Source organism: Nostoc foliaceum FACHB-393, assembly GCF_014698505.1.
Lineage (GTDB): Bacteria > Cyanobacteriota > Cyanobacteriia > Cyanobacteriales > Nostocaceae > Nostoc > Nostoc foliaceum_A.
The window spans coordinates 237,249-249,215 of sequence record NZ_JACJTD010000002.1; the positions used below are offsets into that span (position 1 = coordinate 237,249).

Annotated in this window: 10 protein-coding genes and 1 riboswitch; of the genes, 4 read left to right on the forward strand and 6 right to left on the reverse strand. The window is 43.0% G+C overall.

Annotation, left to right across the window (positions count from 1 at the left end; genetic code table 11):
- The first annotated feature begins 8 nt into the window (after positions 1 to 8).
- A complete protein-coding gene (locus H6G92_RS02795; RefSeq protein ID WP_190890510.1) occupies positions 9 to 716 on the forward strand; it encodes a Crp/Fnr family transcriptional regulator in 708 nt (235 codons plus the stop codon).
- On the opposite strand, the gene H6G92_RS02800 is transcribed toward H6G92_RS02795, so the two are convergent.
- Positions 705 to 1,355: a PAS domain-containing protein gene (locus tag H6G92_RS02800; RefSeq protein WP_190890512.1), complete on the reverse strand. Its 651-nt coding sequence runs from the start codon at positions 1,353 to 1,355 to the stop codon at positions 705 to 707. The two genes, H6G92_RS02795 and H6G92_RS02800, sit on opposite strands and share 12 nt — an antisense overlap.
- Before the next feature lie 799 nt (positions 1,356 to 2,154).
- Here H6G92_RS02800 and H6G92_RS02805 point away from each other — a divergent pair.
- Positions 2,155 to 2,985, forward strand: a complete 831-nt coding sequence (locus tag H6G92_RS02805; protein ID WP_190890770.1) for a dienelactone hydrolase family protein — start codon at positions 2,155 to 2,157, stop codon at positions 2,983 to 2,985.
- A gap of 38 nt (positions 2,986 to 3,023) precedes the next feature.
- Here H6G92_RS02805 and H6G92_RS02810 read toward each other — a convergent pair whose 3' ends face one another.
- Both H6G92_RS02810 and H6G92_RS02815 read right to left on the reverse strand, forming a co-directional pair.
- Positions 3,024 to 3,215, reverse strand: a complete 192-nt coding sequence (locus H6G92_RS02810; protein ID WP_190890772.1) for a tetratricopeptide repeat protein — start codon at positions 3,213 to 3,215, stop codon at positions 3,024 to 3,026.
- A 594-nt stretch (positions 3,216 to 3,809) separates the two neighbouring features.
- Positions 3,810 to 6,929, reverse strand: coding sequence for an MFS transporter (locus H6G92_RS02815; protein WP_190890514.1), 3,120 nt, complete (start codon positions 6,927 to 6,929; stop codon positions 3,810 to 3,812).
- Positions 6,930 to 7,665: 736 nt separating this feature from the next.
- Here H6G92_RS02815 and H6G92_RS02820 point away from each other — a divergent pair.
- On the forward strand, positions 7,666 to 7,878 hold the full coding sequence (locus H6G92_RS02820; protein WP_190890516.1) for a high light inducible protein: 213 nt from the start codon (positions 7,666 to 7,668) through the stop codon (positions 7,876 to 7,878).
- Between the two features lie 40 nt (positions 7,879 to 7,918).
- Positions 7,919 to 8,131, forward strand: coding sequence for a high light inducible protein (locus H6G92_RS02825; protein WP_190890518.1), 213 nt, complete (start codon positions 7,919 to 7,921; stop codon positions 8,129 to 8,131).
- Between the two features lie 375 nt (positions 8,132 to 8,506).
- On the opposite strand, the gene H6G92_RS02830 is transcribed toward H6G92_RS02825, so the two are convergent.
- The 3 genes from H6G92_RS02830 to H6G92_RS02840 form a co-directional block, all read right to left on the reverse strand.
- Complete coding sequence (locus H6G92_RS02830) at positions 8,507 to 9,844, reverse strand: ArsB/NhaD family transporter (RefSeq protein ID WP_190890520.1); 1,338 nt, start codon at positions 9,842 to 9,844, stop codon at positions 8,507 to 8,509.
- A gap of 113 nt (positions 9,845 to 9,957) precedes the next feature.
- Complete coding sequence (locus tag H6G92_RS02835; RefSeq protein ID WP_190890775.1) at positions 9,958 to 10,578, reverse strand: universal stress protein; 621 nt, start codon at positions 10,576 to 10,578, stop codon at positions 9,958 to 9,960.
- 220 nt (positions 10,579 to 10,798) lie between these two features.
- A riboswitch (cyclic di-AMP (ydaO/yuaA leader) is annotated at positions 10,799 to 10,913 on the reverse strand.
- A 38-nt stretch (positions 10,914 to 10,951) separates the two neighbouring features.
- Positions 10,952 to 11,788: an ABC transporter ATP-binding protein gene (locus H6G92_RS02840; protein WP_190890777.1), complete on the reverse strand. Its 837-nt coding sequence runs from the start codon at positions 11,786 to 11,788 to the stop codon at positions 10,952 to 10,954.
- Positions 11,789 to 11,967: the final 179 nt, after the last annotated feature.

Here is an 11,967-nt window from a genome sequence, read left to right on the forward strand (position 1 = left end):
AGAAAAATATGGCTACTGAAAATCTTCTCCTTACCGCCTTGCCCCGCGAGGTGTACAAACGGATAGAAAACAAGATGGAGCAGGTAGACCTTTCATCGGGCAAGATACTCAACCGACCCGGCGAAACCATCGAAGAAGTTTACTTCCCTCTCACCTGCCTAATCTCAGTCACCATCACGATGATGGACGGCAACACGGTTGAAGCCGGAGTGGTCGGAAGCCGCGAGATGGTGGGAATCAACGCCTTCATGGGCGGTCGGGAGACGACCCAGACCCAGTACATCGTTCAAGTTCCTGGCAATGCGGTGAGAATGAAGGCACATCTGCTGCTTTACGAGTTTGACACCAATAAGCCGCTGCGGGATGTGATGCTTAAATACACACAGGCTTATATCGCGCAAATCTCACAGAATGTTGCCTGCAACCGCCTTCATACTCTAGAAAAACGCATGGCCCGTTGGTTGCTTGAGTCCAGTGACCGTCTCTACACGGATGAACTGTTCCTATCACATGAGTTCCTCTCCCACATGCTGGGCGTGCGCCGTTCTGGCATTACCGAAACCGTCCAATATCTGGAAAAGAAAGGTCTCATCCAATGCGGCCGAAAGAAGATCCAAACCATTGATCGGCAGGGGCTAGAAGAGGCTTCCTGTGAGTGTTATGGGGTAATCAAAGAGGAATATGATCGCCTGCTAAAGTTTAAGCTAGAGAGATAACGCATAAAGCCCTTTTGACCCTTCTAGCGCTAATAGAGGCTGTTGCCACACGTGATGGATGTCGCGCACTATCCAGCGCAAGCCTGTTAACTTGCCTTTAACGTCGCGGATAGGAGCTACAGTCATAGCAGCCTCAAAAGGCTCACAGTCACGGGGCTGTATGCGTGATAACCACTCTTGCACATAGTCACACTCACACTCGTGCATCTGGTTTAGTTGGCAACGAAACGCTTGACGTTCTTCTACTGCAATGAAACAGACTAACGGTTTGTTTACCAAAAATCGCTGCTGAAGATTGAACAGTGTGGCAGTGGCACAATTAGCTGACAGAATTTTTCCTTGTGTGTCACTCACCAAGTAAGCATTTGGTATGAACTCGAACAGGTCTTGGTAGCGCTTGTATTCCTCTCTAAGCCGTGCTTGTACATTTCCCAATTTTTCAGTTTGCTCGAACAACTTCTCTGTAGCTATCTCTAGTGTTTTTGAAGCAGCATCAAGTTCTTTCAAGGCTGCTAGCAGCAAATCGGCTTCTGGCTGTACTCCGGTGTTCGCATCTTGGTACAAGTTAACCAAACGCCCTTGCACTGACTGTAACTGCTGGGCAAACATATCTACATTCATGATCAATTCAAGTGACATTCAAGTTTCAATCCCTGAATAGAAAGAGATTGTTAAGCAATTCCTAATGGGTTTTATCCCACCAACCATTTGTTACTGAGCTTTAGTCAGTAACGAGTAGTTAAGGGATATTGCCATCCATGAATTTGCTCCCAAATTTCTTAGATGTTCGGGATTGCCTATATTTAAGTATTATTTAAAGACTAAAATACTTAGTTGCCCCCAGTCAGTACGATTTCGTACAATATTATGAAAATCTTGGTAATTTTGCTTTGTATCCCTTATTGCTAGTGAACTTAATATTAAACTATACTTTATCTGCCTTTAGTTATTCACCAGATGGAAGAATAAATTTGGAAAAAAGAGTATTTTTTTTAGACATTAAGCACGAGCTATTCTTTAGTTTATTTCCACACTAGAGGCTTTTTAATAACTCAAAGGAATTACGGTCAATGACTGTAAAAGCTTGCTTCGTAATAATTGTTCCATCTAAATTAAAATTGGGCATTAGTGGGGTAAAATGCTTGCTTGGGTTGAGATAGAAGCACTTTTTTTCGGCTGTGGAATTTCTACACCTAGCCTACCACGCATTTGACCATACTATAAAATAACTTAGCACAGAAAATTGTTTCGTCCTGTGGTTTTTCTTTGCCAATACGTCTGACTTTTCCCTGACAACAGCCACATAGAAAGAACGCTTGGATGGCAAACAAAGCTAATATTACGGTAAACTAATTCATAAATTGTAGTATTTGTTGTCGTAGTACTGTACGTATAACAAAGAATAAATAAAAGTTTTCGCCAATTCAAAGTAGAGATGATGAAAGAAATAACACGCCGAAAATTTATCGCAACTGCCACTTTGGCGACAGGTTTTGCCTTGGCTGTGCAACCCATTTCTGCCCAAGTCATCAGCACCGAGGCTAAGGGTTTAGTAGCTGGTGCAGTGAAAATTCCGGTCAAAGATGGGGAAATTCCTGCCTATAGAGCAGTACCTGCAACTGGTGAAAATTTCCCAATTGTTCTGGTACTCCAGGAAATATTTGGTGTACATGAGCATATTCAGGATGTCACTCGTCGCTTTGCTCAATTGGGGTATTTGGCGATCGCACCAGAACTATTCATTCGTCAAGGCGATGTCACTAAGTTAAGCAGTATAGACGAAATTCGCCCAATTGTCGCCAAAGTACCAGATGCCCAAGTGTTATCCGATCTTGATGCTACGGTAAACTGGGCTGTGAAATCAGCTAAGGGTAATGCCGATAAATTGGCTGTTACAGGCTTCTGCTGGGGCGGTCGCATAACGTGGCTATATGCGGCGCACAATCCTAAGGTGAAGGCAGGTGTGGCGTGGTACGGGCGACTCGTAGGCGATGCTACCGAACTTCAACCCCAGTATCCCGTCGATATTGCATCAAAACTGACAGTCCCCGTTCTCGGACTCTATGGTGGTAAGGATACAGGTATTCCGCTTGATACAGTAGAGCAGATGCGCGATCGCTTAAAGAAAAGCAGCAGCAAATCTGAAATCATCGTTTATCCCGATGCACCCCACGCTTTTTTTGCCGATTATCGCCCCTCCTACCGCGAGAAAGAAGCTAAGGACGGTTGGAAACGTCTTTTGGCATGGTTTAAGGACAATGGCGTGTAAGTCTGCAAAACATAGAAAAGCCTCCTATAACGGGAGGCTTAAAGGTTAGCGGCGATCGCCTCATCTAGTTTCTTCTGGTCACGCAGCGCATTGCCCAGACCGTTGTAAGCATTAGCATATTTGGGGTCGAGTTCGATGGCTTTACGATATTGGGCGATCGCCTCATCCAGTTTCTTTTGGTCACTCAGCGCATTCCCCAGATTGTAGTAAGCTGTAGCAGAGTTGGGAATGAGCGTCTAACGCATCATTAGATAGCACGATGCGTTAGGTTAAAGCCGTAATGAACTCTATTTTATTTGTCAAAATTTAACTGATTTTTCACGTTATGTGGAAAAGCGCACGAAAAATCTAACCCCCTCTTCCCGATGCGGGAAGGGGGAAAATTCAAAGTCTCTCTCCTTTTAGGAGAGAGATTTAGAGAGAGGTTTTCCAGATCCCGTGAAAAGTCAGCAAAATTTAAACGCTTGCAACAAATGCTCTTTCATATATAAGAAAGGCTTAAGTATTTCTTGCAAATGTATAATCAGTTGCAGCAAAGGCTTAATACTTTGCAACAAATGCTCTTCCATATATAAGAAAGGCTTAAGTATTTCTTGCAAATGTATAATCAATTGCAGCAAATGTTTAATGCTTTGCAACAAATACTCTTCCATGTATAAGAAACGTTTAATTCATTGCAACAATTGTTGTAATGAACTTATGAGGGCACAGCAATGCTGTGCCCCTACGAGTGACCTGTATTCCATGCAATTACGAATTCAAGTATCTACAAAAAAGCCTCCCATACAGGGAGGCTTAAAAGTTAGCGGAGAAAAGTTGTTAACCTACTGCGTAGCTACAGCAATCACTCCTCCTAATGCAGAGAAAATCGCAGATACGGTTGCTGTGGCAAACAGCCACCAAGATGCTGAAGCTGCGGCTTTGCGGGTTTCTTCCGCTTGCCGCTGTGCTTGATGCTTCACCTGTTCTAGGCGGCGTTGGGCTTCATGCTGTATGCGTTCTGCACGTTGCAATACTGTGTTGCGTGCCCGTTCAATTTGGTCAATAATCCGGTTGGCATCTTCCTCAGAGATGTCCTCACGAGAACTCATAATTGCCACTAGGGTATCACGGTCAAAAGAAGACAGGCGATCGCGCAGAGCATCAAACCCTGCCTGGGGATCGTCAAAAAATGTGCGAACATCGCGCTTGATATTATCATAGTTAAGTTCCGGGCGATCCAAGGAGTTGAGATAGTTACGAATGCGGGCAAAAACCCCGTCAATCGCATCTTGAATGCCTCGTTGGATATTCCGCACTTGTTCTACAAATTGATCCCTTACGGACACAATATTATCGGCAATCCGCGCTGCTTCTTCATCGGAAATATCTTCCCGAATTTTCAGCAGGGCGATGATGGTAGAACGGTCAAAATGGGAAAGGCGATCGCTAAAAGTTTCTACTCCAACTCGTGGATCGTGTAACAGTAGTTGCAAGTCGCGTTTGATACCTTCAGGATTAAGTTCTTCCTTCCCGGTTTGGCGCAGATACTCTTCTAGATAAGCTTTGAATGTTTCTGCTCTTTGCTGTGTCCGGGTAGCTAGGCGACGAGGCGCACGGACAAAATTACGAATCGAAGTTTGGGTGGAATCAATGATTTCATTGACTTGTTCTTCACTCAAGTCTTTGCGTTGACTGAGCAATTTCACCAGTGTATCGCGGTCTATCTGCGACAACCGACGGCGCAGTGCTACGGCTCCCTCTTTGGGATTTTCAAACAATCTGGTCAAATCTCGCCCAATTCCTTCTGGATTGAGTTCTTGTTTACCAGTATTCCGTAGGTAATCTGCGATCGTAGTAGTAACAGAGTCGTATTGCTCTTTGGCTTTATCCACAACAGCTTGGGGTGTGTGGCGAATATTATGCCAAGACTCCTCGGCAGCATTGATGATTTGATTAACTTGATCTTCACTCAAATCTTGGCGTTGACTCAACAATTGCACCAAGGTATCGCGGTCAAAGCGAGACAACCGCGCCCGAATTGAGCTAATTCCAGCTTGGGGATCTTCCAGTAACCTTTTGAACTCTGCGCGGATGGCATCAGGATTTAGTTCTGATTTCCCTGTATTACGCAGATATGATTCTACATTCAGCCACAGGGTTTCTGCTTGATATTGTGCCTGTTCAGCCAGCCCTTTGGATTCTACCAAGACGCGATCGCGTTGTTTTTCCAACTCGTCCAGAATGCTGTCTACTTCATATAGCTGAATATCATTCCGTTCCAGCAATATCTCCCGAATTTCCTGACGTTCCAGGTGGGCTAGTCGCAATGTCAGGGTTTCATAATCTGCCTCTGAGTCTTGCAACAGTGGTTTGAAATTCTGCTCAATACCAACGGGAGTCAAATCTGCTTTCGGGGTAACGAGCAGATAACTTTCGACTGCGCGTTGTAAGTCTTGGACTATCTCTCTTTCTTCGATACCTGTAACTGTCACTAGCACTTCTTTGCGGACAGCTTCTAGCTGATCTGCAATGCGCTGAATTTGGACTTGGGTAAGCAGTCCCCGTTGTTGCAAGATATTGACGAAATCGTTGCGAGATAGTCGTTCTAATTCCCTGCGGACGATTCCAGGATCAGCTGCTGGGTCGTAAATGACATCACGAAATTCCTGGGCGATTTTTTCCTGACTCAGTTGCCAAGCATAAGTGTTGTGCAGGTAGTTTTCGACATCAGCCCGAATTGGGCTATAGGGTTCTGATGGTGTTGGCAAACCTAGCTTATCTGCTTGTTGGGTGACTTTTTCTTTGGCGGTGGTGAGGCTACGCAAGATTTTTTCCACATCCAAATCAGACAAATCTGTGCGTCCCAACACAATGCCGGTTAAGGCAGATAGTCCTTGCTGGAGTGTACTTTGAATGGGCCCAACGGCTGCCTTTTGGTCAGCTTCTTTAGAGCCACGCATTTCTGCTACTAATCGATCCAGTTTGGCGTTGAGTTCATCTGTCTTGCTTTGTCCTGGTGGAAGTGATTTCAGATAATCCATTAACTCACCCATGCGGTCTTGGGTGGGTGGTTGCTGGCTCACTACCTGTTGCCAAACTTTGTACAACGTATCAGCAATCCGGTTAACGTCTTTTTTAGAAAGGTCGGTGCGACTGCTGACTAACTCGATAAACTTTTGGCGGTCGATGTTGCGGATATCTGGAGTCCCTGCGATCGCTTTTAGTTGCGGATCGTTGAGTAAATTTTCAAAATCACTCCGAATCTTTGACACATCTAGTTCTGGAGGACGTAGCTTGTCTAAGTAATCCTCTATGTTCTCTCGGATACTCACAGGGTCGATGGCGCTGCCTAATTCCCGGCGGACAGCGGCGGCGGCGGCTTCAGCTGTCGCTACCACTTGGCTATTCACAGCCTTTGCGCCCAGTGCGGCGGTCGCTGTCCCCATAATCGCTTGAAAACCGGAAGTTGCCGTATTGACGACTGAGCCAATTAAGGAACCCACGGTGGTGGAACTTACCCAGACAAGGAGCAAAAAGTAAGCGCCCCAAATCACCAAACCGAGAATCGCCCCCAATGCTGGGTCTAAGATTACAAGGCTTAATTTAACCGCGAGAAAAGAAGCGATTAATAAAGCGATCGTCACAGTGACTAATGTCCAAATCCCCACTGCGGTGCCAATTTTGCGAATGTTACCGCCCAAACTTCCGGCTTCCCCAGTATCTGAATCCGAGTCAGATGAGTGCCCCAGGTAGGAAATACCGGCTGCAAGGGAGAGATTAGTTAGAACTAATTGGAAAGCAAAGGCTAGGATCACGCCGGAGATTAAAGCCACGAAAAAGCGCGGCCCGGAAGTGAGAACCGATGCCTGTGCTGGCGTGACATTTGAGGGATCTACTGGAATCTGTGCCACCCACAATAGTGGTTTGTAGAGTCCCAGCATGATTTCCGTACTTTGGAACATTGTATTTCCTTCTACTTAAGTTTAAATTTGGGGAATTAAGAATTTCTTGAGAAGCAACTCTTAGTATTTATGTTTGTACCTATGGCATTACCTAACTCTTTAGCTCAGAATCCTGGAATTTAGCTGTCTAAAGCATCTCTCCAAAGATTGAAAAGTGTATCCAGCGGAAGATATAACTTTTATTATCTCTCGGTGGAAATCTTAATCAAATTGCCACCTACTATTAATTATGTATGGGTAGTTTTTAATTTTTAATTGCTTATTTATAGCGATTGATTCTGTTTAAATTACAGTTTATCACGAAACCTTTACATTTTTTTACATATCATTTTTTGCTCACCCTCCCAAGGTGGATTTGTCTACAACAATATGTTTCTATTAATCGTCCATAAGAAGTGCCTGTGGTTTGTGCCTACAGGCAGAAAGAAGTCTAGTTATAAACAGGTACATTAAAGTTAACAAACAAATTGTTGAGAACAAAACAAATAGCAAATCGATATTGCAGAGATTTGCCCCGGTTTGTAACAGAATAAAATGGCAAAGATCGCAAAGGATTTCTATTTGTTTGGACTCCCAAAGCCGAGATTTTGAATGTAAGTTTTGCAGCAATCGGCTTTCTAGCCTATTTGGTTTAATAATTAGCAGGCTATAGTATCCTGCGTAACGTTTTACACCTAATTGGCTACTAGAAACTAAACATCTAAAAAGCTACTAAGCTACTAAGTTTGGAGGAAAAATGGCAACTCAAGAAACTCGTTCTTCTACTGATTTACCACCTGTTGCACCAGAATACAACGGCATAGATCGCAATGCTTTTCTTTTTGGTTGGACACCTCAAGCCGAAATTTGGAATGGTCGCTTGGCAGCAATTGGCTTTCTTGCCTATTTGCTTTGGGATTTAGCCGGTTATAGCGTCCTGCGCGATGTTTTACATCTGATTAGCTACTAGAAATTATCACCTAAAAAGCTACTAGATTTTGGAGAAAAAAATGGCAACTCAAGAAACTCGCCCCTCCACTGATTTACCAACTGTTGCTAAAGCTTACAACGGCATAGATCGTAATGCATTTCTATTTGGTTGGACACCTCAAGCCGAACTTTGGAATGGTCGCTTGGCAGCAATTGGTTTTCTAGCCTATTTACTTTGGGATTTAGCTGGTTATAGCGTCTTAAGGGACGTACTACACCTAATTGGATATTAGCAATAGCTCAGGATTGATAAGTAAGCGAGTATAAATAAATACTCTAGCCATAAACCCGGCTTCTCACTAAAAGTCGGGGATTTATCTCTTGAGCATTTTATCTTTAATTAGGAGTACAAGCCGTTACATAATCTTTGATTTGGTTGTTTGCACGGCCTTTGCGGACTGGCTAGCGTTACGCTATGAGTGATAAATCCAGAAGCTAACACTGATAGCGTAGCGTTAGGAAGTCCGCGAACGCATTTGTACGAATTACGTTCGCGCAACCGTAGCGAGTCTGCGTACCCCTGTGGGGAAGCAAGCTACGCGCAACGTGTTGTAGAGAGCGTAATTATCAATAATATGAATTACTGAATTACTTTGACCCTTTCCTATCTAGAGCAAAAAGCGAACTAACACGTACAAAGCCGAAGCTACAAGTTGCAATACCATCACTGGGATACCGTAGTGTAGAAAAGTTTTAAATGATATACGGCGTCCATGCTGCTCAGAAATCCCGGCGGCTACAATGTTAGATGATGCTCCTACTAGTGTGCCATTACCTCCCAAAGTTGCACCAAACATCATTGCATAAAATAGTGGTAATACTTCTGGCGGAAACTGTCCTTGAAAGTCTTGTGCTAAAACTTCTGCGGGTGCTAATCCGACAGTAACAATATATTGTTTGAGTAAGGGCACCATCCCCACCACTAAAGGAATATTGGGCACTACGCTTGATAATATTCCCACAAAAAATAATAAAACTAGGGAACCCAGGACAATATTTTTTCCTAAAATTACTGCCAATACCCCTGATAAGCCATTAATTACACCTGTTTTTTCTAGTCCTCCAATTAATACAAAAATACTCATAAAAAAGATTAATGTACTCCAGTCTACATCCCGCAAAATGTTGTTGACTGAATCAATTTTGCTATGGTGAGATAAAAGCAAAGCTAAAGCTGCTCCTAACAAAGCTACCGCAGCAGGCGAGATCGGAACTGGTAAAGATTCTCCAATGACAAAAAACAGCAAGACAAAAAATACAATAACTGCACCTAAGCTTAAAGCTCGTGGATGATTGATTTTTGGGTGTGGCAGTTCTTCAAGATTATCTAACTGAGTATTCCAAATTTTACGGAATAAAAATGGTAGTGTTGCAATTACTACGGCAACGGCAATTACTCCCCCTAAACTTAATTTAAACAAATAATCTATAAAGCTGATATTCACAGCATCACCAACAATAAATGTAGCTGGATCTCCAACTAAAGTCAGCAGTCCGGCACTATTAGCAACAAACACCATTAAAATCAACAAGGGTACGAAATTTATCCCAACTTCCTGTGCCATTGGTGGAATTAAAGGAGCTAATAGCATTACTGTTGTGGCATTTGGTAAAACTGCACAGATGGGTGTAACAATAGCCACGATGCCAAGTAATAGACGCTTGCCTTGTCCTTTAGCTATGAGTACTATTTGAGTAGCTAAATAATCAAATATTTTTGTAGGCTCAAAAGCCCGCACTAAGACCATAACTCCAAAGAATAAACCGAGTGTTCCATGACTGTTGCCGATATAACCAACAGCTTCTTCTAAAGTCATGACGTTGGTAAAAACTAATAACAATGCTCCCAACAATGCCGCAATGGTTAGATGTACCCATTCCGTCATTACTAAAACAATGACGCTTATAAATGTAATTACGCTGAGGATTGCTTGCCAGTTTTCCACACCTTACCTCTCGAAGTTTAATTGGTTGCATAGTAGCGAAAAAAGTCACCTACAACTAGGTGACTTATCTATCATTACAATTGGATAAAAATTACTGAAATTCTGAACAGTGATTATTCATCAATACAACTGGGAATACCCAAAACGGCGCAGGGAAAATTAGAGCCTAGTGCCTCAATCATCGGATGATTAACAGAGTTGCAACCTAAAAACAGAATATCGGCAGTTTCTGATTCAACAACTTTGGTAAGTTCTGTGTAAATGCAGCCAAACCGCAAATGAGATTTGAAGCAACCCTGCCATTCTTCAGCCAGACTTCGGGCTTGCCAGAGAATTATATCTGCTTGTTGTAGGGGAGTTACTACTGTCTGCAATTGGGGTTGACTTAATACCAGTGTGGCAGATTTTGATACTTCATTAACTTGGCATTCCAATGAAGGCTGTTGTTGTGGAAAGCTCAAGATATTTGGATACTGGCTGCTTTGATTGTCTTCTAGTACATAAACGGCTTGAACTGTGACTTCTGCATTGGTGGCTAAACGCGTTTGATGGGCAATCCAGAAAGCAATATCTAGCGCCGTATGACTGTTAGGAGATGCGTCATAGGCAACAATTAAATTAACTGCTTTTGCTTTTTGAGGTTTTTTAGAAAAAGGTTTTTTTGGTTCTGGCAACAGTACCATTTGTTCAATTAAGTCATCTCGGCCTGTGGCACTTTGCAGACGTGCTAACATTGGCTTAATTTGCACAGCTTTACTTCTCCCAATGAAATGAATTAGCAATGAGAAGCAGGGTGACAAATTTTAGAATTTGGACTTTCCTGCGGAACGCTACGCGAACGGCTACACTCAGTCAAACGATTTTGGATTTTAGATTGAGTGATGATAACCAAAAGTTCAAATCTTAAATCAGTCAAGGAAACCCCAATAATAACTGTATTACAGCCAAAGTCTTGGGGGTTCCTTCCATTGCCTACGGAGTTAGCTGACGGGCTAAGACTGGAAGGTGTCTCTCGTAAGATTAGCCCCAAACATTGGTTCCTCCGTTCCAAATTCAGCTTTCATGAATTTGAATTAGGCTACCCACTAAAAAAAATGATAATCTAATTTACTCGTCTTGGGCAAAATATCGATCAAGGAAATTTAGGGCGTGGTTGCGGAGTTCAAAATATTCTTTTGAGTTTCGCATAGCGGCGCGATCGCGTGGATGCTCAAAAGGAACTTTTAAAATCTCTCCTATACTAGCAGATGGGCCATTGGTCATCAAGACGATGCGATCGGACATATAAATTGCTTCATCTACATCGTGGGTAATCATCATCACTGCTTGACGATTATTTTCCCAAATATCCAATACCTGCCGCTGTAATTTGCCACGAGTTAGCGCATCTAGTGCCCCAAAAGGTTCATCCATCAGCAACATTTTAGGACGAATTGCTAAAGCTCTAGCAATACCTACTCGTTGTTTCATACCTCCAGAAATTTCATCAGGATATTTGTCAGCCGCCGCCGTCAAGTTTACCATTGCCAAGTGTTGATTTACAATGCTGATTTTTTCAGCCCGATTAGCATTTTTTAGCACTTCATCCACAGCTAACCGGATATTTTCTCGCACTGTCAACCAAGGCAACAGCGAATAGTTCTGAAATACCATCATCCGCTCGGCTCCTGGCTGACGAATTTCTTTCCCATCTAGCCTGACTGAGCCGGAAGTTGCTTTTTCTAAACCAGCTACTATCTTTAGTAGAGTTGATTTACCACAACCAGAGTGACCAATTACAGAAATATATTCATCTTCACCAATCGTCAGATTAACTCCATCTAAAACGACAAAGTTATCTTTATCAGGTGTCGGATAAGACTTAACTAAATTTTCAATTTCTAAAAACCCAGTGCGGGGTAGAACTCCGGTCTGGGTATTAATAGGTAATGAGGTATATTCCATCATCAAAGGCTCCCGAAATAATTTAGTCAATCAATTTTGGATTGTTTCCGATCAAAAGGATGCTGCCTGTTGACGCTTTGTAAGACCAGACGCTCGATGACTCGCTACCGCTACGCTATCATCGGATTTAGTTCCGAATTTCTAGTAATAGGAATGCCTAACGTGGCAAGAACGGATGA

Excerpts from the sequence above, each read along its gene's own strand:
- H6G92_RS02820 (WP_190890516.1), top strand. The coding sequence starts at position 7,666 with ATGGCAACTCAAGAAACTCGTTCTTCTACTGATTTACCACCTGTTGCA.
- H6G92_RS02825 (WP_190890518.1), top strand. The coding sequence starts at position 7,919 with ATGGCAACTCAAGAAACTCGCCCCTCCACTGATTTACCAACTGTTGCT.
- H6G92_RS02800 (WP_190890512.1), bottom strand. The coding sequence starts at position 1,355 with ATGTCACTTGAATTGATCATGAATGTAGATATGTTTGCCCAGCAGTTA.
- H6G92_RS02795 (WP_190890510.1), top strand. The coding sequence starts at position 9 with ATGGCTACTGAAAATCTTCTCCTTACCGCCTTGCCCCGCGAGGTGTAC.
- H6G92_RS02805 (WP_190890770.1), top strand. The coding sequence starts at position 2,155 with ATGAAAGAAATAACACGCCGAAAATTTATCGCAACTGCCACTTTGGCG.
- H6G92_RS02815 (WP_190890514.1), bottom strand. The coding sequence starts at position 6,929 with ATGTTCCAAAGTACGGAAATCATGCTGGGACTCTACAAACCACTATTG.
- H6G92_RS02840 (WP_190890777.1), bottom strand. The coding sequence starts at position 11,788 with ATGGAATATACCTCATTACCTATTAATACCCAGACCGGAGTTCTACCC.
- H6G92_RS02835 (WP_190890775.1), bottom strand. The coding sequence starts at position 10,578 with ATGTTAGCACGTCTGCAAAGTGCCACAGGCCGAGATGACTTAATTGAA.